Below are 21,062 nucleotides of genomic sequence, written 5' to 3'. Positions count from 1 at the left end.
TACGGAACGAATGAAGGACATGTGGTTCTCCCTGGCGCTGCGAGTCGAAGCAAGAGTGCGCCAGAGGAGGAGGAGTCGGTAGTAGCGTGCTCCGCACAGCGGTTATACGTCCCACGTATCCATCAATCTGAAGTCGCTCCCATGCCCAACCCGTCAAAGCCGTCCCGGCCGCGTGTTTCCCGGAAGCGGCTTCCCCCACCTGGCGCGCCAGCCACCGCCGACCGGCTGGAGCTGATGCAGACCTTCATCCGCATCGTCGACGCGGGGAGCCTGTCCTCCGCCGCCGCGCAGCTGGGCACCACGCAGCCGACGGTGAGTCGCCGGCTCCAGGCGCTGGAGCGTTCACTGGGGCTGCGGCTGCTTCAGCGCTCCACCCATGCGATGAAGCTCACCGAGGACGGAGCGCGCTGCTACGGACGGGCGAAGGAGTTGCTGGCCAACTGGGACCTGCTCGAGTCCGACCTGCGGGGCGCGAGCGACGAACCGGAGGGCACGCTGCGCGTCGTGGTGCCCCATGCGTTCGGGCAGCAGATGCTGGTGGAGCCGCTGACGGAGTACCTGGGGCGCCACGCGCGGGTCTCGGTCGAATGGCTGTTGCACGACCGGGCAGCGGATTTCGTCGCGGACGGCATCGACTGCGCCATCCACCTTGGAGAGGTGCATGACCCCAGCGTGGTGGCGCTCCGCGTGGCGGAGGTGCCGCGCATCGTCGTGGCCGCGCCGTCGGTGCTGGCGGGCATCCCCGTGCCGACCCATCCCGACGAGCTCGCACGGCTGCCGTGGCTGTCATTGCGCTCGTTCTACCGCAATGAAATCTCACTGACCCACGTGGCCACCGGCGAGGTCCAGCCCATCGTCTTCCAGCCGCGCGTGAGCACCGACAGCCTCTACGCCATCCGCAGCGCGGCGGTGAAGGGGCTCGGCGTCTGCGTGGCATCGTCCTGGGTGCTCCAGGAGGACCTGGCGAAGGGCCGACTCGTGCACCTGGTGCCAGGCTGGCGGGCCGCGCCCCTGCCCCTGTACCTGCTCTATCCCCATGCGCGGTTCCATCCGGCGAGGCTGCGCAAGTTCGTGGAGTTGATGCGGGAGAAGATCCCCACGGCCCTGGCGGTGGCGACGCAGAGAGGATGAGCCCTGGCCCATGTCGAAGACGGGGCAGCCCCGGGGTACGCTGAGGGACCTGTCCGGACCGGGCGATGCTTCCGGGTCGCCGGCATGCTTGGAGGCATGGCGTGAGCGATATCCCACGGAAACCGATGGATGCCTCGGCGCGGATGGCTCGCGCCCTCGCCTCGCTGGACGGCGTTTCCGTCGGTGATGCCTTTGGCGAGCGCTTCTTCGGCCCGCACGAACTCGTGCAGCCCTGGGTGGCGGAGCGTGTCGTGCCCCACTCACCGTGGGCGTACACCGACGACACGGAGATGGCGCTGTCCGTCGTCCAGGTGCTGGAAGAGCACGGCCACGTCGACCAGGAAGAGCTCGCACGCCTCTTCGCGAAGCGCTACCGCCGCGACAAGAACCGAGGCTATGGCGGTACCGCGCACGACATCCTGTGGAAGCTGGGGCTCGGGCTGCCCTGGCGTGAGGTGTCCGCGGAGGTCTTCGAGGGCCAGGGCTCCATGGGCAACGGAGCGGCCATGCGCGTGGCGCCCCTGGGCGCGTACTTCGCGGGAGACCTCAACCGGGTGGTGTCCGAGGCGCGCGCGTCAGCGGAGGTGACGCACCTGCACCCGGAGGGACAGGCGGGAGCCATCGCCATCGCGGTCGCCGCCGCGTGGGCCTGCCAGTGGCCGGAAGCACGAGGCTCCGCCCTGGAGCTCTTCGACACGGTGCTGGACTGCACGCCCGCCGGCGCCACACGTCAGGGTTTGGAGAAGGCCCGGGCCTGGTCGCTGGAGGCCAGCCCTTCCTCGGCGGCGCGCACGCTGGGCAGCGGGCAGAAGGTCCTCTCCGAGGACACCGTGCCCTTCGCCGTGTGGTGCGCGGCAAGGCACCCCGGCTCCTTCGAGGAAGCCCTCTGGTGCACGGTGGCCGGCTTCGGAGACCGGGACACCACCTGCGCCATGGTGGGGGGAATCGTCGCCCTGAGCGCGGGCCACGCATCCATTCCCGCGCCATGGCTGGCCGCTCGGGAGCCCCTGCGCCGACGCTGACCTCTCGTACCGGCGACCACCCGGAATGTCAGCTAATCAAATTTTCCAGGCTTATCCGGATGTGGCTTCAAGGACTGCTCATCTATACGTGCGTGCGGTCGCGGCTGGAATCCCAGACAGCAGCGTCCACGCCCCGTCGTCCTTCGAAAAGGAAGCCCCATGCATAAGCTTTCAATGTCATTGCTGGTCGGTGCCATCCTCGTCGGCTGTGGTGGTGTCGATCCGGAGGCAGAGAGCCAGGAGATCGTCTCCAACCTGATCGAAGCCGGGTTCCCGGCCAATGACATCCTGGTCGCGGACGGTGCCGTGTACGTGGGCCGTGACGCTCACGTGACCCTCGAGGCGTCCCGCGAGATGCTCCAGGTCCCCGGGGGGAGCGCCGAACAGTACCGCACGACCAACCTCGTCGGTTCGAGCGTGACGAAGATCTGCGTCAACCCCACCTCCACGTTCGACAGCTACGCCAACCTGAGCCAGGGGCTCGACCTGGCCATCGCCAACTACAATGAACGGGGCTTGCGGATCACCTTCGCGCGCGGCCCGGCCGCTGACTGTACGGCGACCATCACCGCGCAGACCACGAGCGGCACCGGCGGCCAGGCGGGCTTTCCGTCCGGCGGCCTGCCCTACGGGAACTTCTTCATCGGTACCGGCCTGAACAGCTACAGCGTGGACGTGAACGAGCACGTCATCACCCACGAGCTGGGCCACACGATCGGCTTCCGCCACTCGGACTACTACAACCGCAGCATCAGCTGCGGTGCCGGCGGCGACGAGGGCGATGCTGGCGTGGGCGCCATCCACATCCCCGGGACGCCGACCACGGCGACCGTGGGCGGGTCGGTCATGAACTCCTGCTTCCGTTCGACGGAGACGGGCGAGTGGACCCCCTCCGACACCACCGCGCTGGATGACCTCTACCCCGGCAGTGCGGTCGCGAGCTGCTCCAGCTACAACTTCATGTCCTACCGGGGGCAGAACGGGACGCAGATCCGATGCAGCTGCGCGACGGGGAGCGGGGGGACGGTGTGGGGGACGGACCTCTACACCGACGACTCCAGTGTCTGCGCGGCCGCGGCGCATGCCGGCGCGATTCCCGCCTCCGGCGGAACGGTGGTCGTCACCATCCAGCCGGGCCAGAGCAGCTACACGGGCACCACCCGCAACGGCATCACCACGAACTCCTACGGCGCGTGGGGGGGCAGCTTCTCCATCAACGGTCAGACGCCCCCTCCGGCCAGTTGCTCGACCTACAGCTTCACGTCCTACCGGGGGCAGAACGGAACGCAGATCCGGTGCGGCTGCCCGGCGGTGGGCGGCGGCGCGGTGTGGGGGACGGACATCTACACCGATGACTCGAATGCCTGCGTGGCCGCGGTGCACGCCGGTGTGATTCCCGCCTCCGGCGGAACGGTGCTCGTCACCATCCAGCCGGGACAGGCCAGCTACACGGGCACCACCCGCAACGGCATCACCACGTCCTCCTACGGCGCCTGGGCGGGCAGCTTCACCCTCAGCCCGTAGTCGCCACGCCGGCATCCAGCGGACACAACGGTCATGGCCCTCCGGGAGCAGCAGCTCCCGGGGGGAGGTGATCCCACCCGTGGTGGAGGAAGACCTGCTGTGTCGCCAGGCCGGGGCGGCTCCGCGGCAGGCGGCTCAGGGACGACAGCCATCCGCCAACGCCGGGGTCCCTTGGCGGGCCAGTTCCAGGAGCGCGGAGGTGCCAGGCAGGGCCTGGTAGCGCGCATCGAGTCCCATGCCGGCCGTCCTGTCATTTCCGTGTGGAGCGGTTGCGGAAGGGGGCGCGCCTTGCCCCCGACAAGATGTGCTTCATCCATCACGTCTTCATCCGCACACGCCGCGCGGGCAAGGGGTCGCGTAAGGTGGCGGGTTCCATGATCTCCCTTCGATCTAGCGCTCTCCGCTGCATCCTCGTCCTCGGCTTCGTCGCTGCTTGCGGCGACAATTCCACCCCCCCCATCGATAAGCCTGACGCGTCCGTGCCACTGAAGTGCGACACCGTCGGCGAAACGCTGTGCGGTGACACCTGCGTAAGCACCGCGACCGACCCGCAGCACTGTGGGGGTTGCGACACGGCCTGCGCGACCGGCGATATCTGTGAGGGCGCCGTCTGTGTCGCGATCTGTCGGATTGGCGGCCAGGTGGTCTCTGACGGGGCGGTGAACACCGCGAATGCGTGCGAACAGTGCGTGCCGGCGCTGTCCTCGACCACGTGGACGCAACGCGCGGACGGGACGTCGTGCAACGCGGGGCAGGTCTGCTCGGCCGGCGCGTGCAGCCCGCAGTGCTTCATCGACGGGACGTTCTACGCCGCGGGTGCACCGAACCCGGCGAACGCCTGCGAGACGTGCGCACCGGCGACGTCAACGTCGACGTGGTCGCCGCGCGCGAGCGTTCCGCTGCTGGTCGGCGGCACCGACATCACGGCGCAGGGCTGGACGACGGTCACGCAGGCACCGAACACGCTCACGTACGGCACGGACCACGTTCGCCTTGAGACGTCGACGAACACCGGGGCGCGGACGAGCGGGCAGTTGCTCATCACGCGGGCGAACGCGTTCGACGCCACGAAGCCGGTCAAGCTCCGGGTGACGATGCAGGTCGAATTGGCGAACACCCACAACTCGCTCGACAGCGGCGCGGCCATCCTGGGGAGCTTCACGCCACCATTTGGCAACAGCACGGATCGTTCGCAGATGATCTACCTGGACAACGCGGCGATCGGCTGGGCGGACGACACCCAGTCCGCGGCGTTCCCGGTGACCGACGGCGCGTACCATGTCTACGAGCTCGCGTTGGATGCAGCGAAGGTCGCGACGGTGAGCATCGACGGCGTCGCGAAGCTCACGCGGAACAACTTCACGGCGACCGGCACCATCGCCATCGGGGACCAGACCAACGACCCGAACGTCGACGGAGCGGTGCGGATCAAGTCGGTCGAGCGGCTCTGCCCCTGAGGCTCCGGGCGGACGCGGTGGGGAGGGGCCATGCCCCTCGTCACCGCGTCCGCGCCCGCGGATTTAACTCGGCTTAATGCATCCCCGGCGGCGTTCCGCGCGACAACCCCCATGACTGCTGTCGCAGAGGGGGAAGTGCACATGACGACCGTGATTGGGGCCTTTCAGCAATTCATCCGGAACGCGAAGACGCAGGGCAGCGCCCCCGTCAGTGCCCCCCAGCAGGGGCCGGCGGCCCCTCCGTCGCAGACGGCCGGTACGGGCTCCGGTGGGAAAGCGCCCACCGACAGCTTCGCGGGGAGCACGCCGACCGCTCCCCGGCGCAACCCCCTGTTCCCGCCGGACTTCCCGGCGCCCTTCACCTTCACGGCGCCGCGCCAGCCGTCCGCCGCCGCCTCCAACGCGAACGCCCAGGCCCCCGCCCTGCCGCCCCTGGGCATCGCTGGCGGCGTGACCCCTGAAATCGAAGCGAAGGGCAAGCTGGGCATCTTCACGGTGTCCGTGACCGGGTATCTCCAGGTGGATGCCGCCTACGCCCGGGCCGCGGGCATGACGACCTTCACCGTGGAGGCGGAAGCCGGCGTGGAGGGGGGGATTGGCATCGACGTGGAGGCCGCCGATGTCACCGTCAACGGGACCGCCGGCGTGCGCGGCAGCTACGAGGTGACGCTGCCGACCACGGCCGCCGGGGGTGTCACCTCGGCCGAGCAGCTCAACCCCAGCCTCCCCCAGAACCTGCCGGTGGGCGCCACCGTGACGATGACGGGAGAGGGCTTCCTGTCGGCGGGCATGGAGGTGAACATCAAGAAGCTCTTCGGCCACTTCGACATCTCCGCGGGCTTCAGCGATGAGCGGTCGCAGGGCATGGCCCTCGCGGTCACCAAGCTGGACGACAAGACGGTCCGCGTGACGGTCGGCCCCACCGCCGCGGTGGCGCACACGCTCGAAGCCAACATCGGCGTGCGCAAGTTCAATGTGGGGGTGTCCGACACGGCGCGCGTGGAAGGCCAGTTGAGCTCGAAGCAGGTGGACTTCGACATCTCCACGCCCGAGGGCCAGGCCGCCTACAACCGCTTCCTTGCCACGGGGGAGCTGCCGAAGAACGACCCGGCGAGCGGCACGTCGAACGCGGCGACCGTGGAGATCGTCACCGGAGAGATGACCCGTGAGGTCACCTTCGGCCTCAACTTCGGGGAGTCCACCCTGGAGCACGACGAGTACATCCACACCCACTACGACGACGGGCGGGAGTCGTTCCAGTACACGGGCCAGAAGGGGCCCGCCTCCGTCGTCATCAGCGGTGACCCGACCGTCCCTTCCTCACAGACCTACGAGGCCACGCTGGTCTGGGTGCCCTCCGGGGAAGCGGAGACCATGAAGCAGAGCTTCCCGGGAGCCACGGGAACCGGAGACACGGCGATCTTCACCTTCACGCCCGAGGAGGCGAAGCAGCTCCAGCAGATCGCGAAGGACCGGATGCAGCTCTACCGGGAGCAGCGCCCGGGCTTCAAGGACGCGCCGGCCCCGTGGGTGCAGACGGTGGCCATGGCGAGGACGCCCGAGGAGGCCTTCCTCGTGCTGATGACGCCCACGGGGAACAACCAGTCCACGGATGTCACGGCGCGGATGGCGCAGCTCGGCGCGTGGCAGTCCGACTTCGGCACGGGCAGCGTGGTGCTGCCCGGTCAGTACTCCCTCATCCAGCAGTGAGCGGGGAGCCAGATGCTTGGGGTTCAACACCTGCTCAGGCGGGCCCACAAAGTTTGCTTGAGCTCAACCCGGAATACCGGGAAGGAGGGGGAAGGCAAAGGAGCCTTTCAATGAACGTTCGTCACCTGCCCGCCTTACTCTTCGCCGCCGTCGTTGCCTGTGGAGTGCAACCGGAGAACGGCCCCGAACCCCAAACGCAGACCGCCGCGGTGACCGCGGGCACCCGGCTCATCGGCGCGCAGTCCGGCCGCTGCCTCGACGTGGCCCAGAACAGCCAGACCGCGGGGCAGGTGCTCCACATCTACGACTGCCACGGGCAGGGAAACCAGCGGTTCCTGTTCACGCCCGAGGGCGAGCTGCGCGTGTTCGACGGCGCCTGGTGCGTCCAGCCCGCGACCGCCAGCGCCGGAGCCAGCGCGGTCATCGCCGCCTGCACCGGGGCAGCGAACCAGCGGTGGGTCCGCAACGCCAGCGGCGCGGTGGTCCACACGCCGTCCTCGCTGTGCCTCGACGTGTCTGGCCAGGCCACCGCCAACAGCTCGCCGGTGGTCGTCTGGAATTGCAATGGCCAGACGAACCAGCAGTGGTCGTTCCCGGCCGACACCCAGGTCCCCACCGTGCCCACGGGGCTTGCCCTGTCCAACGTGACGTGCAATTCGGCCACGCTCACGTGGTCGCCTTCCACGGACAACCAGGGCGTCGCCTTCTATGACGTCTACCACGACGGCCAGCTCATGAAGTCCGTCTCCGGCGCCACGGTGTCCACCGGGCTGACCGTGGTCCCCGGCGCGACCTGGGGCCTGTATGTGAATGCGCGGGACGCCGCGGGCAATGTCTCTCAAGGCAGCGCCACGCTCTCCATCACCCCGCCGCCGTGCCAGGTGGACACCCAGGCTCCCACCGTCCCGACCGGCGTCACCGCCACCGCCCTGGGCACCAGCGTGACCGTGAGCTGGACCGCGTCCACCGACAACCTGGGCGTGAGCGCCTACGCCGTGTTCCGGGGAGGCGTGCAGATCGCGACGGTGCCCGGCTCGCCGCCCGGGACGTCCTTCGTCGACAGCGGCCTCGCCGCGAACACGACCTACACCTACGCCGTGCTCGCCCGCGACGCCCAGGGCAACGCGTCCGCCCAGAGCGCGGCCGCGACGGTCACCACCGGCCAGGCCTGCACGAACGCCGTCTGCTCCGTCACCCAGGTCGCCACCGACACGGACATCCCGTGGGGACTGGTGAACCTGCCGGACGGCACCGTGCTCTACGGCCGCAGGGACGCGCAGAACATCGTGCGCCTGGACCCGGCGACGGGCGTGAAGACGTCGGTGGGGACCGTCCCCAACGTGCAGAGCACCGACGGCGAGGGCGGGCTGATGGGGCTGGCCCTCTCCCCCAACTTCGCCACCGACCGCTGGCTGTACGTGATGCACACCTCCCCCACCGACAACCGCATCGTGCGCCTGCGGTATGAGAACGGCGCGCTCAACACCGCTTCGCTCCAGGTGCTGCTCCAGGGCATCGGCCGCAACAAGTTCCACAACGGCGGGCGCCTGCGCTTCGGACCGGACGGGAAGCTCTACGCGTCGACCGGGGATGCCCAGAACGGCGCCTACGCGCAGGACATCAACAACCTGGCCGGCAAGGTGCTGCGCCTCAATGCCGACGGCACCCTCCCGTCCGACAACCCCTTCGGCAACTACGTGTGGAGCTACGGCCACCGCAACCCGCAGGGGCTGGCCTTCGACTCCCAGGGCCGCCTGTGGGAACAGGAGTTCGGCAACTCCGTGATGGACGAGACCAACCTCATCCAGAAGGGCGGCAACTACGGCTGGCCGAACTGTGAGGGCACGGTGTCCCAGGGCGGTTCGGGCTGCGCGACGGCCGGGTACATCGCCCCGAAGCAGACCTACTCCACGGCGGAAGGCTCCTGCTCCGGCATCGCGGTGGTCCGCGACGTCCTCTACGTGGCCTGCGCCCGCGGCTCCCGCCTCTACCGCGAAGTCATCAGCGGCTCCAGCCTGACCAACGTGCAGCAGTTCTTCGTCGGCACCTACGGCCGGCTGCGCACCGTCGAGCCGACCCCCGACGGCAACCTGTGGATGACCACCACCAACCAGGGCGACAAGGACAGCATCCCCGACAACAGCAACGAGAAGATCTTCCGCGTCGTGCTCGGGCAGTAGGCAGTATCCGAGGCCCTGGAGGCGCGAGTGTCCCTCGCGCCTTCGGGGCGGCGCGGTCCGCCGCTCAGAGCCGGTCGAGGATCTCCGCCTTCTTGCGCGCGTATTCCTCCGGGGTGACGAGCCCCTCATCCGCCATGCGCTGGAGGTCCGACAGGCTCTTCACCGGATCCCCCGGTGCTGGAGCGGCGTCCAGGCCGCTGAAGAGCCTGCTCAGGTCCTGCGGGACGACGGGCCCCAGGACGACGAGCTTCTGAAGGTCGTTCGGGTCGACCTTGACCTTCAGCCGCAGGCCCACGTCCATCACCCGCACGTTCCAGTCGTTCCACCGGCTCCTCAACCGGACTTGATACGGCGCGTGACCGGGCAGCCTCACTTCGAGCAGGAAGTCGAAGACCTGGCTGCGGTTGATGCGTATCGGGGTGCCCTGGAGTCGCAGCACCGTGGCCTCCGCCGGCAAACCATGCTGGCGAATCTGGCCGCGCTTCCACTGCCGATGAATCAGGTACCCGGAGAACCAGAGGGCCCCAAGAAAGAAGAGGCCCCAGCCTCCCACCAACACCCCATTGAGGACTTGTTCCTCGATCATCACACCCTGCCTCGCAAGGCACGCCGCCCGTGCATCCCCGCACCGGGCGCGGCCGGAGTGACCGCGCGGAAAGCCTACTCCGCCCCAGGGTCAGAGCAGTGATTCCGGTACGTCGACGTGGCGCGCGCGCAGCCACTCGCCGAGCGCCTTGCCCTGGGCATCGAAGCGGGTGGACGACGAGACGCCCTCCCCCAGCAGGCGCTCGATGACGAAGTTCAGGGCGCGCAGGTTCGGCAGCACGTGCCGGTGGATGACCAGCCCGCGCGTCTCCGGAAGCAGCGTGCGCAGGTGCTCCTCCGTGAGGGCATGCACCAGCCAGCGCCAGGCCTCGTCGGTGCGGACCCACACGCCGATGTTCGCGTCCCCGCCCTTGTCCCCGCTGCGGGCCAGGGCCACCCGGCCGAGCGGCATGCGCCGGACAGGCCCCGCCGGAAGGGGCGCGGGCAGCGGCGGCACGGCCACCGCTTCCAGCCCGCGGGAGTCCTCCGTGGGCGCCACGTCCAGGCGCTTGCCATCCGGGAGCACCGCGACGTGCGGCACCTTGCGCGCATCGACGAAGGCCGGCGTGTAGACGCCGAAGGGCGAGCCGTCACCGGGCAGCGCCGGCAGGCAGAAGCCGGGGTAGCTGGCCAGCGCGAGCTCCACGACGGCACCGCTGAAGGACCGGCCGACGACCTTCGCGTCGGCGTCCTTCACCGCGACCCGCAGCGTCGCGGAGGCCTGCTCCTCGCTCGGCGCGTCGGCGTGGTCGGTGCGCGCCAGCGTGTAGATGACCTCCGCCGGCCGGGGTTTGAGCGTCGCGTCGAGCTGCGCCCGGACGAGCGCGGCCTTCTCCTCGATGTCCAGGCCGACGAGGATGAAGCTGGCCTCGCTGCGGAAGCCGCCGAGCCGGTTCAGGCACACCTTCACGTCCGGCGGAGGCGGCTCACCGCGCACGCCGGACAGGCGCACGCGGTCGGTGCCCGCGGACTCGATGGCGATGGTGTCGAAGCGCGCCGTGGCGTCGGGGCCGGCGTAGCGCGCCCCGGCGATTTCATAGACGAGCTGGGCCTTCACGGTGTCGACGGTGACGGCGCCGCCCGTTCCCGGATGCTTCGTGATGATGCTCGAGCCGTCCGCGAACACCTCCGCGAGCGGGAAGCCGGGCCGGCGCGCATCCACCTCACCGAAGAACGCGAAGTTGCCCCCGGTGGCCTGGGCCCCGCATTCGAGCACGTGCCCCGCGACCATGGCGCCCGCGAGCCGGTCCCAGTCATCGCGCTTCCAGCCGAAGTGGGACGCGGCGGGACCGACGACGAGCGACGCGTCCGTCACCCGCCCCGTGACGACGATGTCCGCGCCCGCGTCGAGGCACGCCGCGATCCCCCAGGCGCCCAGGTACGCGTTCGCCGTGATGGGTTCGCCGAAGCCGAGCTCGTCCGCGCGTCCGACCAGATCATCGCCTTCGACGTGCGCGATGCGGACGGACAGGCCCAGCTTCGTCGCGAGCGCGCGCAGGTCGTTCGCGAGCCCCTCCGGGTTGAGGCCGCCCGCGTTCGCGACGATGCGGACCTTCTTCTCCATCGCGAGGCCCAGCGTCGCTTCCAACTGGCGCAGGAACGTCCGGGCGTACCCGCCCGCCGGGTTCTTCAGCCGGTCGCGTCCCAGGATGAGCATCGTCAGCTCCGCCAGGTAGTCGCCGGTGAGGAAGTCGAGCGGACCGCCCTCCAACATCTCCCGGAACGCGGAGAAGCGGTCGCCGTAGAAACCGGAAGCATTGCCGATGCGCAGCGTTCGAGCGTCCATGCTCACCTCTGGTGCCAGGGGAAGTCAGGTCGTATCTCCCCACCCCTTAAAAAAGCAATCATGATTGCTTTTTTCCGAGCGGCGCAACAGGGTGTGGGCATGGGCGGTCCGGCGGGTTCAACGACGCGACAGGAGCAGGAGCGCAGCCGGGTCACGCGGCAGAAGCTGATGGCGGCGGCCATCGAAGTGCTCGTGGAGCAGGGCTGGGCCGGGGCGACGACGGGCGCCATCGCCGAGCGGGCCGGGGTGTCCCGTGGCGCCTGCCAGCACCACTTCCCCACGCGCGCGGCCCTGGTCGCGGCCGCTGTCGAGCATGTCTTCCACCAACAGGTGGAGGAGATCATGCGGCGGGCGAAGGGCCTGCCGGAGAGCCGGCGGCGGGTCGAGCCCCTGTTGAACCTGCTGTCGGATGTGCATGCCGGCCCGCTCTTCATGGCCGCGACGCACCTATGGGTGGCGGCCGTGGCCGACGCGGAGCTGAAGGCGCTGCTGCTGCCGCTGCAGCAGCACGTGGGCCGGGAGATGCACCGGCTCACCCTCCAGTTGCTCGGCGTGGATGAACGAGACCGCGAGGTGCGCGAGGCCGTGCGCGCGACGCTCGACCTGCTCCGGGGCCTGGCGCTCGCGAACCTGCTTCACGATGACACCGCCCGGCGCCGCAAGGTGCTGGCGCATCAGGCGCGAACGCTGGAGGCGCTGCTCCAATCGAAGCGCGCGCCCCAGGGACCTGCGCCCCGCTCCTGACGCCCCCGGCCGGACGGCTCAGGGGCCCCGGTCGGCGCTCAGTCCTCGAGTTGTTCCGGCGTGAGGCATGCCGCCGCGAGGTCCAGGTCCTCCAGCGGGATGCGCTGGATGTGCTCCCGGGGCTCATCGACCTTGTCGCGGTACTTGTGTGAGCCGCTCTCGTACGTCACCCAGAGTTCGCCATCGATGACGTTCACGCCCTGGGCGTAGGGGTCGATGAGCCCGTTGCTGATGTCCACCCGGGTATCGATGTCCGCCTTGAAGGAGTCCTCGGTGGATTCGAACGGCTGGTAGACGAGCTTGTGGTCTCCCGTGGTGAACAGGATGCCGCCGTCGACCACCGTCATGCCCTGGGCGCGGTCCGGCGCCCGGATGGGCCCCTCGCGCGAGTCCTCGATGAGGGCACCGGTCTTCTCGTCGAGCTTGTACCGCCAGACGGCGCCCGCCTTGCCATCGCCGTCCGCGCTGTAGCCACCAATGTACGCGTAGCCGTCCTTCACGGTCATGTAGCTGCCAGCGGACACGAGGTCGAGGCCGGTGGCCGGATCCTTCACCCCGTCGCGCTCCGGGACATCCATCACCTGGAAGGCGCTGGCCTCGGTCCCGCTCTTCGCCGCCCGCTCCAGTTCCTCGCGCGTGTAGACGAAGATGTGGTCCGTGTCGGAGACGTAGACGAACTCGCCGTCGGTCGAGACCCCGCCACCGTGCGTGGGCGCGGGGCCCGTGCCGCTGGCCCCCCCGAGCTGGACCTGGAGCGTCTCGCCGCCCGAGTCCTTGTCCTGCACGGAGAGCAGCACGTCGTGGTCGTCGTTGTAATAGGTCGTGAGCACTTCGCCACGCGTGGCGTCGTAGCCCTGCCCCTGCGGCGTCCACCCGGCGTCCAGATGCAGCATCGGAGGGCCGTCGGTCTCACCGCGGGCCGCCTGGGTCGGCTCGGAGGTGACGCGCGAAGCCGCCGTGGGCGAAGGCGCGTTCCCGTAGCCGCTGAGGTTCACGGGGCTCTGCCGCGTCTTCTCCAGGGCATCCTGGAAGTAGGGCGCGGGGGGCGGCGTCGGCGTTGGAGGCGGAGCCGCCGGGGTCTTCGTGACCGCCGTCTGGACCGCGGTGACGACCTGCCGGATGAGCGAGCTGATCAAGGGCCTGCCTCCATCAAAAGACGCGTGGGTCCTGAGCACCGCGAACCCACATTGTCATCAATCCACCCAGCATACCCCAGAGGATGAATGGCGCGCATGGGACACGCGATGAGGGCCCGGCGCACCCTCCATGGGCAGACGCTCACCACGTCAGGCGGCGCGCGCCGCTCATGTCCCCTTCGCCGCCAGGCCCAGCTCCTTCAGACGCCGCCCCAGCGCGCGCTTCGACACCTCCAGCGTGCGCACCATCGCGTCCAGGTCGCCGCCGCACGCCTCGAAGCAGCGGGTGATTTCATCCGCGCCCAGGTCGCCCGCGGTGCGCAGGTTCGGGCTCTTGTCGATGAGGTCATAGACAGACGGCCGGGGAATCCCGAGCGCATCCGCCGCCGCCTTCAGGTCCCAGGCGCGCTCCCGCAGCGCGGCCAGCAGCTCCGCTTCCGTCACCTGCGAGGGCTTGCGCCGGGGCACGGCCGGCTCGCGGGCTTCCGGTGCCTTCACAGCCGCGACGACGGGGGCCACCGCATCCGGCACCCCCAATGCCTCATCAAGTTGTGAGTCCGCTTGCAGCCGCGCCTGTCCCCGGCTGCCGATGACCAACTGCCGCGTCAGGTTGCGAAGCTGCCGGATGTTCCCTGGCCACGCCGCCCGCACCAGCCGCGCCGCCAGCGACGCGGGCAACCACGGCTCCGCGTGCGGGTCCTCCGTGTCCAGCCTGCCCGCGTCCCCCAGGGCCGCCAGCTCCTCGCGCGCGAAGTGGAAGAACAGCCGTCCAATGTCCTCCCGCCGCTCGCGCAGGGGCGGCACGCGCAGGTCGTAGCCCGCCAGCCGGTGCAGCAGCGGCGCCTTGAAGCGCCCGTCGCGAATCTGTTCCTCCAGGTGCGCGTCCGTCGCGGCGATGAGGCGCACGTCCACCGTCACCGGGTTGCTGGCGCCCACCGGGTACAGCTCCCCCGTCTCCAGCACGCGCAGGAGCATCACCTGCACCTCGGGCGGGGCCTCGCCCACCTCGTCCAGGAACAGGGTGCCGCCGTGTGCGGCGCGGAAGAAGCCCTCTCGGTCGCGCGTCGCCCCCGAGTACGCCCCCTTGTGCGCACCGAACAGCTCCGCCGCCGCCAGCTCCTTGGGAATCGCCCCCAGGTTGACGCTGAGAAAGCGCCCGGCCCGGCGCGGCCCGCGCTGGTGGATGGCCTGCGCCACCAGTTCCTTGCCCGTGCCCGTCTCTCCCCGGATGAGCACCGACACGTCCAGGTCCGCAACGCGCTCGATGTGGCGGCGCAGCTTCCGCAGGCCCGTGCTCTCCCCCACCATGCCCAGCGTGTCCGCCGCGCCCTCCCCGTCCAGTTCCACCGTGTGCAGCAGCACCACCACGCGGCCCGCCAGCTCCAACGCCACGCCGTCCGCCAGCGCCCGAGCCCCGAAGTCGTGCTCCCCCTGGAGCGGCACACCCGCCAGCGCCACGTGCGTGCCGTCCTCCGGCACCACCAACCGCACGCCTCCATCCGGTGCGGGCTTCCACTCCAGGGGCTTGCGGCTGATGAATGGATCCGACAGCGGCAGTCCCAGCGAGTCCCCAGGCGCCACGAAGTCCGGCGCGTTGCGCGACAGCGCCACCGTGCGCCCCGCCGCCACCGCGTCCAGCAGCAACCGGGCGCCCACCCGCCGGGGCATCGGATGGGACACCACCGTCAGCGCGGGGATGACACGGGGCGCGCGCCCCGCGCCGCCGCGCTCCTGCATCGCGGCCGTGGAGACATCAGCGAGGGGGGCGTGCGGCATGACCCCGCAGCCTAGCGCACCCGCCCACGGGCCCCTGCGACCCGTCGACCCGGCTGCCGCACCGCGTTTTCAAACAATCCCCGGAAAGTTCTTGAATCCAGGGAACCTCACGGGTTGAGACAGCCCCGGGCTCACGGGTAGCGTGGCAAGACATGCCAGGGACCGAACGCCTTGTCTTCCAGCAGAGCTTCGAAGGGCTGATTCGCGCCCTGGGTGACCAGTTGGACGAGCCGTGCGCCCAGCAGCTGCGCGAGGCGGGCATCGACCCTCGCGGGAAGCTGTCGGTGGCCTACCCACTGGAGGTGTGGGTGGAGTCACTGAAGCTGGCCGCGTCGGTGCTGGCGCCGGCGGCCCCGCTGGATGACGGCGCGGAGGTGGTGGGCCGGCGCTTCCTGGAGGGTTACGGGGCCACGCTCATCGGCAGCGCGCTGCTCGCGGGCGTGCGCCTTCTGGGCCCGCACCGGATGCTGGAGCGGATGACGCGCAACCTGCGCACGGGCACCAACTACCTGGAGGCGCGGCTGGAGCAGACGGGCCCCACGCGCTACGTGCTCACCTGCCGGCCGGTGGTGGTGGCGGGCTTCTACCGGGGCCTGTTCGCGGCGGGCCTGGAGATGAGCGGCGCGAAGAGCCCGTCCGTCGTGCTGATGCGCAGCGCGGGCGACGCGGCCGTGTACGACCTGACCTGGCAGGGCGACAAGACCGCCGACAAGCGCCCCGAGCCCCGGAGCTGAGCGGGGCCTATATTGGCCCCATGCTCCGCATCCCGACACCCGCCGTGGCGGTGCTCGCGCTGGCCCTGGCGTCCGGGGCGCTGGCCGCGAGCGGCAGCCCCCAGTTGCAGACCTACTTCCAGGGCACGGTGGACAGCCCCACCTACCAACAGCAGACCTTCCAGCGCGTCGCGAAGCACTGGAAGCAGCCGGGCCCCAAGGGGACGCCGGCGCTGGGGAAGAAGACCATCGTCCAGGCCATCCTCGACAAGGACGGCAAGCTGCTCTCCACCGCCGTCCTCACGGAGTCCGGCTCCAAGGCGTGGGACGCCGCCGCGCTCGCCGCGGTGAAGAAGGCAGCGCCCTTCCCCCCGCTGCCGAAGACGACCGCGTCCGCCACGCTGGAGGCGCACTTCCACTTCGCGTGGGTCAGCCCACCTGGATGACGACCTTGCCGAAGTGCGCGCCGCTCTTGAGGTGTTCGAAGGCGGCGCGGGCTTCCGCGAAGGGGAACACGCGATCCACCACCGGGTGGACGTCGTGCAGCGCGAACGCGCGCGTGAGGGCCTCGAAGGACTGACGGTGGCCCACGAGCACGCCCTGCACGCGCAGGTTCTGCATCAGGATGGGGATGAGCGACACCGAGCCCGCGCCCCCGGCCAGCACGCCGATGAGGGACACGGTGCCGCCCACGCGCACCGCCTTGAGGGAACGCTCGAAGGTGCCCGCGCCGCCCACCTCCACCACGTGGTCCACACCCACGCCGCCAGTGAGCGTGCGCGCCGCCTTCTCCCAGTCCGGCGTGGTCGTGTAGTTGATGCCTTCGTGCGCGCCCATCTTCAGCGCCCGCTCCAGCTTGTCGTCGCGGCTGGAGGTGAGGATGACGTGCGCGCCATGCATCAGGGCGATTTGAAGCGCGAAGATGGACACGCCCCCGGTGCCCTGGAGCAGCACGGTGTCACCGGCCTGGAGGTTGCCCTGCGTGACGAGCGCGCTCCACGCCGTCACCGCCGCGCACGGCAGCGTGGCGGCCTCCACGTCCGACAGGTACGCGGGCGTGAGCACCACGCCGTCCTCGTGCAGGAGCATCGTGTCCGAAAGCGCGCCGTCCAGCGGCCCGCCCAGCGTCGTGGCCGTGATGGCCTTCGTGGGCCCGCCGGACTGCCACGCCTGCGCGAACAGCGTCATCACCCGGTCACCGGGCTTCACGCGCGTGACGCCCGGGCCCACCGCGTCCACCACGCCCGCGCCGTCGGAGTTGGGCACCAGCGGCAGCTTCTGGCGCGGGTTGTAGCGTCCCTCCACCATCATCAGGTCGCGCGAGTTGAGGCTCGTGGCCTTCACCCGCACGCGCACCTGGAAGGGGCCGGGCGTGGGGTCCGGCCGCTCCGCGCGCACCAGATGGTCCAGTCCGAAGGCACCGCGAATCTCATAGACGTTCATGGTGGGGGATTTCTAATCCAGCCCCGGGGGCCGCGCTCGCGGCGGTTCGACTCCCTTCGGGACGGGCGTTGAAAATGCTAGCTATCCGCCATGTCACCCCTCCAGGAACTGCTTGAACAGGCCTCGCTCCATGACGTGTGTGGGACGGCCGCGAAGCGAGCGCGACTCAAGGCCACGCTGACGCCCACCCCCACCACCCGGCAGGTGGACGGAGACCTGAAGCTCTCCGAGGCCCAGGACCTGCTCCTCGAAGAGGGCCGCGTCCACGTGAAGGGCCACCTCATCCTCGATGAGCAGTCCCGACTGCTCGTCGCGGGCGACCTGGTGGTGGAGGGCAACATCATCAATGAAGGCTTCGACTACGCCCTGCTCTTCGTCGGCGGCGCGCTCACGGCGAACAACCTGCTCTTCCACGGCGAACTGGTGTCATTGGAGCGCATCACCGTGAAGGGCGTGGCGTGGACCTACTACAACGACCACTCCACCTACGCGGACCTCCTGACGGCCCGGGTGGTGGTGGCCGATGACCGGGCGGAGGCCGTGGACGTGGTTCGCGCGGACACGCACCTCGTCGGGCACTCCCGTCAAATCTCCGAGGCGCTGGGCAAGGTGCTGCACGCGCAGGCCTGGGACGCGGAGCAGGGCGGAGCCTGTTCCTACCCAGACCTCGCGAAGCGCCTGTGTCAAGGCAAGGAACTGTTGCGCGAAGGTTGACGCTTTCCGTGAGCAAGCATTGGCCGTCCGCACCTGGAAGGTCCTTCTGCCTGGAATGCGAACCCGGCATCTTCCGCCGGGTATTCCACCCAGGAGGGCTTTCACACATGACTCGATTCTTCCGACGTCCCTCGATTCTCGCGGCCGCGCTCGCCCTGGGGCTCCAGGCCTGCGGCGGCACTGAGGTCGCCGCCGACGAGGTGCTTCCCGTCCCGTCCGAAACCGTGGCCCGCGCGCAGGAACTCCTCCAGGACGCGGTGCCGGGCGACATCCTCACGGCCCTGCAGGCCATCCCAGGCCTCACGGTGGTGCGTGAAGCCCCGCCGCCGGCCCCGGGCGTGCGGCACTTCGTGATGACCTATGACCAGCCCGCGGACCACTGGCACCCGGAGGGCACCCGGTTCCAGCAGCGGCTGACCCTGCGCTTCGTCAGCGCGGAGGCGCCCATGGTGCTGGGCAGCACCGGCTACGCCATCAGCACGCAGTCCTACCGGCTGGAGCCCACGTCGCTGCTCCAGGCCAACCAGCTGCTGGTGGAGCACCGCTTCTTCGAACCCTCCCGGCCCAACCCCGCGAACTGGAAGCTGCTCACCATCGAGCAGGCCGCGGCGGACCACCACCGCATCATCCAGGCGTTCAAGCCGCTCTTCGCCGGCAAGTGGATCAGCACCGGCGGCAGCAAGGGCGGCATGACGTCCATCTACCACCGGGCGTTCTACCCGAACGACGTGGACGCCACGGTGGCCTACGTCACGCCGAACAGCTACGGCACGCAGGACCCGCGCTATGTGCGGTTCCTGAGCAAGCTGGGCACGCCCGAGTGTCGTGAGCGGATCCGCGGCTTCCAGCGCGAGGTGCTGGAGCGGCGCGCGGAGGTGGAGCCCCTCTTCGTGGAGGCCGGCCAATCCCAGGGGCTGACGTACAACCTGCTCGGCGTGGACAAGGCGGTGGAGTTCACCCTCCTCGAGTTCGCCTTCGCCTTCTGGCAGTACGGCAATGCCTCGCTGTGCGACGCCTTTCCTCCCGCAGGTGGGCCCGCGCAGGGGCTGGTGGACCTGATGGATGATGTCGTCGGGCTCTCGTACATGAGCGACTCCGACATGGACTACTACGCGGCCTATGACTTCCAGGCGGCCACGCAGTTGGGCAGCTACGCGTCCGACGAGCGCCACCTGCGCGGCGTCCAGCGCTACCCCGGTCAGTACGAACCGAGGGCGCTCGTGCCCTTCGACATGAAGCCCTACAAGTTCAACCCCTTCGCGATGCCGCTCATCGAAGGCTGGGTGAAGGCGTTCGGGCAGCGCATCCTCTTCGTGTACGGGGAGAACGACCCCTGGTCGACGGGCGCGTTCGACGTGCGCTCGCGCAATGACTCGTACCGGTTCTACGTGCCGGGCGGCAACCACGGCTCCAGCATCCGGTTCCTGCCCGCAGCGGACCGGGCCGTGGCCCTGGAGCGGCTGAGCGCGTGGGCGGGCGTCCCCGCCACCCTTCCCCAGCTGGGCCTGAGGGGCGAGTCGGGCACGGAGGACATCAGCACGGGCGTCGTGGACCGCCGCCGCAGGGCGCCGCGCGACTGACGTCAGGGCCGTTCGGCTGTCACCTCGCGGGCCACGTCCAGGAAGGCGCGGAACGCGGGGGACACCTGCGCGCGGCTGGGGAAGTAGAGGAAGAGTCCGTCCACCGTCGCCGCGTAGGGCTCCAGGACACACCGCAGGGTGCCGCGCTTCAGGCTCGGCATCACCGTGGGTTCAAAGGCATACATCAAGGCGAGCCCCGCCTCCGCCATGACAATCAACGTCGCTTCGTTGATGCAGAGCAGCGGCCCCCGGACGGGGATGCGCCAGGTCTTCTTGCCGCGCTCCAGTTCCCACGCGTACCTCACGCCCGAGGAGGGCATGAGGATGTTCACGCAGTCGTGGTCCAGCAGGTCCTCCGGGCGCTGGGGGATGCCCTTGCGCTTGAGGTACGCGGGCGAGCCCACCACGATGAAGCGGTAGCGCTTGGACAGGCGCACCTGCACCATGTCCCGCTCCAGGGCCTCGACCGGGCGGATGCCGGCGTCCAGCCCCTCCGCCACGATGTCCACGAAGCGGTCCTCCATGCGCAGCTCCACCTCCACGCGCGGGTAGCGCGCGGCGAAGCGCAGCAGGATGGGCGTGACGACGGTGGACAGGGCGATGGTGGGCACGGACAGGCGCACCCTTCCTGTCACCTCGCCCGCGCTGGCCGTGGCCGTCCGCAGCGCCTCCAGGGCGTTCTCCACGGAAGGGCCCGCGCGCTCCAGCAGGCGCTGGCCCGCGTCCGTCAGCGACACGCTCCGCGTCGTCCGGGTGAGCAGCGGAACACCCAGCCGCGCCTCCAACTGACGCACCGACTGGCTGAGCGCGGACGGGGAGATGCCCAGCTCGTTGGCGGCGACGGCGAAGCTGCGCCGGCGGCCCACCACCAGGAAGGCGTTCAAGGCATTGAGGGGCGTGAAGGCCATTCGGAAGCTTTCCTACATTCCGCGTGTCGATTCCATCCGTTTCGCGAAGCATGGGCCTTCTCCATCATTCCTGGCGTCACGCAGTCCCCAGGAGCCCATGCCCATGATTCCCGTTCGAGGTTACGCAGCACAGGACGCCCGCTCTCCCCTCACCCCATTCCAGTTCGAGCGCCGGGAGCCCGGTCCGCGCGACGTGCAGCTCGACATCCTCTACTGCGGCGTCTGCCATGGCGACCTGACCATGGCCCGCGATGAACTCGGCTTCTCCCGCTTCCCCCTGGTGCCGGGACACGAGATTGTCGGCCGCGTGGTTCGCGTGGGCCGCGACGTGAAGAAGTTCAAGACAGGGGATCTGGCCGGAGTCGGCTGTCTGGTGGATTCCTGCCGCACCTGCGACAGCTGCCAGGAGGGGTTGGAGCAGTACTGCACCACGGGCAACGTCCAGACCTACAACGCGCTGGAGAAGGACGGGAAGACGCGCACCCTGGGCGGCTACTCGGAAGCCATCGTGGTGGACGAGGACTTCGCCCTGAGGATTCCCGCGAACCTGGACCCGGCGGCCGTCGCGCCGCTGCTCTGCGCGGGCATCACCACGTACTCGCCCCTGCGCCGCCAGCAGGTGGGGCCTGGGAAGCGGGTGGGCGTGGTGGGAC

At 69.7% G+C, this 21,062-nt stretch carries 18 protein-coding genes; 12 read left to right on the top strand and 6 right to left on the bottom strand.

Annotated elements, in window-relative coordinates:
• The first annotated feature begins 141 nt into the window (after positions 1-141).
• The 6 genes from D7X74_RS03710 to D7X74_RS03685 all read left to right on the top strand — a co-directional run bounded on the left by D7X74_RS03710 (position 142) and on the right by D7X74_RS03685 (position 9,024).
• Positions 142-1,131 (top strand): LysR family transcriptional regulator, encoded by a 990-nt coding sequence (locus tag D7X74_RS03710; RefSeq protein ID WP_120531518.1) that lies wholly within the window; start codon positions 142-144, stop codon positions 1,129-1,131.
• A gap of 143 nt (positions 1,132-1,274) precedes the next feature.
• On the top strand, positions 1,275-2,153 hold the full coding sequence (locus tag D7X74_RS03705) for an ADP-ribosylglycohydrolase family protein (RefSeq protein WP_199732647.1): 879 nt from the start codon (positions 1,275-1,277) through the stop codon (positions 2,151-2,153).
• 159 nt (positions 2,154-2,312) lie between these two features.
• On the top strand, positions 2,313-3,677 hold the full coding sequence (locus tag D7X74_RS44955) for a M57 family metalloprotease (protein ID WP_120531516.1): 1,365 nt from the start codon (positions 2,313-2,315) through the stop codon (positions 3,675-3,677).
• A 374-nt stretch (positions 3,678-4,051) separates the two neighbouring features.
• Positions 4,052-5,134, top strand: a complete 1,083-nt coding sequence (locus tag D7X74_RS03695) for a hypothetical protein (RefSeq protein ID WP_120531551.1) — start codon at positions 4,052-4,054, stop codon at positions 5,132-5,134.
• A gap of 141 nt (positions 5,135-5,275) precedes the next feature.
• The gene (locus D7X74_RS03690) at positions 5,276-6,844 is read left to right on the top strand and encodes a hypothetical protein (protein WP_120531515.1); all 1,569 of its coding nucleotides are present in this window, start codon (positions 5,276-5,278) and stop codon (positions 6,842-6,844) included.
• Between the two features lie 110 nt (positions 6,845-6,954).
• Positions 6,955-9,024, top strand: coding sequence for a PQQ-dependent sugar dehydrogenase (locus D7X74_RS03685; protein ID WP_120531514.1), 2,070 nt, complete (start codon positions 6,955-6,957; stop codon positions 9,022-9,024).
• Positions 9,025-9,088: 64 nt separating this feature from the next.
• On the opposite strand, the gene D7X74_RS03680 is transcribed toward D7X74_RS03685, so the two are convergent.
• Together D7X74_RS03680 and D7X74_RS03675 are read right to left on the bottom strand one after the other, a co-directional pair.
• On the bottom strand, positions 9,089-9,610 hold the full coding sequence (locus D7X74_RS03680) for an SHOCT domain-containing protein (RefSeq protein ID WP_120531513.1): 522 nt from the start codon (positions 9,608-9,610) through the stop codon (positions 9,089-9,091).
• 90 nt (positions 9,611-9,700) lie between these two features.
• The gene (locus tag D7X74_RS03675; protein WP_120531550.1) at positions 9,701-11,395 is read right to left on the bottom strand and encodes an acyclic terpene utilization AtuA family protein; all 1,695 of its coding nucleotides are present in this window, start codon (positions 11,393-11,395) and stop codon (positions 9,701-9,703) included.
• Positions 11,396-11,455: 60 nt separating this feature from the next.
• Here D7X74_RS03675 and D7X74_RS03670 point away from each other — a divergent pair, with 60 nt between their 5' ends.
• The gene (locus tag D7X74_RS03670; RefSeq protein WP_233601951.1) at positions 11,456-12,139 is read left to right on the top strand and encodes a TetR/AcrR family transcriptional regulator; all 684 of its coding nucleotides are present in this window, start codon (positions 11,456-11,458) and stop codon (positions 12,137-12,139) included.
• Between the two features lie 38 nt (positions 12,140-12,177).
• Here D7X74_RS03670 and D7X74_RS03665 read toward each other — a convergent pair whose 3' ends face one another.
• The gene (locus D7X74_RS03665; protein WP_120531511.1) at positions 12,178-13,275 is read right to left on the bottom strand and encodes a hypothetical protein; all 1,098 of its coding nucleotides are present in this window, start codon (positions 13,273-13,275) and stop codon (positions 12,178-12,180) included.
• Positions 13,276-13,443: 168 nt separating this feature from the next.
• Positions 13,444-15,051 carry a sigma 54-interacting transcriptional regulator gene (locus D7X74_RS03660; RefSeq protein WP_120531510.1) on the bottom strand — a complete coding sequence of 536 codons (1,608 nt, stop codon included), beginning with the start codon at positions 15,049-15,051 and terminating at the stop codon, positions 13,444-13,446.
• A 152-nt stretch (positions 15,052-15,203) separates the two neighbouring features.
• Here D7X74_RS03660 and D7X74_RS03655 point away from each other — a divergent pair, with 152 nt between their 5' ends.
• Together D7X74_RS03655 and D7X74_RS03650 are read left to right on the top strand one after the other, a co-directional pair.
• Positions 15,204-15,785, top strand: a complete 582-nt coding sequence (locus tag D7X74_RS03655; protein ID WP_120531509.1) for a DUF2378 family protein — start codon at positions 15,204-15,206, stop codon at positions 15,783-15,785.
• A gap of 20 nt (positions 15,786-15,805) precedes the next feature.
• On the top strand, positions 15,806-16,210 hold the full coding sequence (locus D7X74_RS03650; RefSeq protein ID WP_120531508.1) for a TonB family protein: 405 nt from the start codon (positions 15,806-15,808) through the stop codon (positions 16,208-16,210).
• Here the strand turns inward: D7X74_RS03650 and D7X74_RS03645 are convergent.
• A complete protein-coding gene (locus D7X74_RS03645; RefSeq protein ID WP_120531507.1) occupies positions 16,194-17,207 on the bottom strand; it encodes an NAD(P)-dependent alcohol dehydrogenase in 1,014 nt (337 codons plus the stop codon). The genes D7X74_RS03650 and D7X74_RS03645 overlap by 17 nt on opposite strands.
• Before the next feature lie 90 nt (positions 17,208-17,297).
• Between D7X74_RS03645 and D7X74_RS03640 the strand changes: the two genes are divergently transcribed.
• Together D7X74_RS03640 and D7X74_RS03635 are read left to right on the top strand one after the other, a co-directional pair.
• Positions 17,298-17,921 carry a hypothetical protein gene (locus tag D7X74_RS03640; protein WP_120531506.1) on the top strand — a complete coding sequence of 208 codons (624 nt, stop codon included), beginning with the start codon at positions 17,298-17,300 and terminating at the stop codon, positions 17,919-17,921.
• Positions 17,922-18,028: 107 nt separating this feature from the next.
• Positions 18,029-19,501, top strand: a complete 1,473-nt coding sequence (locus D7X74_RS03635; RefSeq protein ID WP_120531505.1) for a S28 family serine protease — start codon at positions 18,029-18,031, stop codon at positions 19,499-19,501.
• Between the two features lie 2 nt (positions 19,502-19,503).
• On the opposite strand, the gene D7X74_RS03630 is transcribed toward D7X74_RS03635, so the two are convergent.
• Positions 19,504-20,409, bottom strand: coding sequence for a LysR family transcriptional regulator (locus tag D7X74_RS03630; protein ID WP_120531504.1), 906 nt, complete (start codon positions 20,407-20,409; stop codon positions 19,504-19,506).
• Between the two features lie 103 nt (positions 20,410-20,512).
• Here D7X74_RS03630 and D7X74_RS03625 point away from each other — a divergent pair.
• Positions 20,513-21,062: alcohol dehydrogenase catalytic domain-containing protein (locus tag D7X74_RS03625; protein ID WP_158622172.1), on the top strand; the 550-nt coding region annotated here is incomplete at its 3' end.

It is taken from the genome of Corallococcus sp. CA047B, from assembly GCF_003612065.1.
Classification (GTDB): domain Bacteria; phylum Myxococcota; class Myxococcia; order Myxococcales; family Myxococcaceae; genus Corallococcus; species Corallococcus praedator.
The sequence above is the reverse complement of the archived record's forward strand: the minus strand, read 5'-3'. Positions and strand labels throughout refer to the sequence as shown.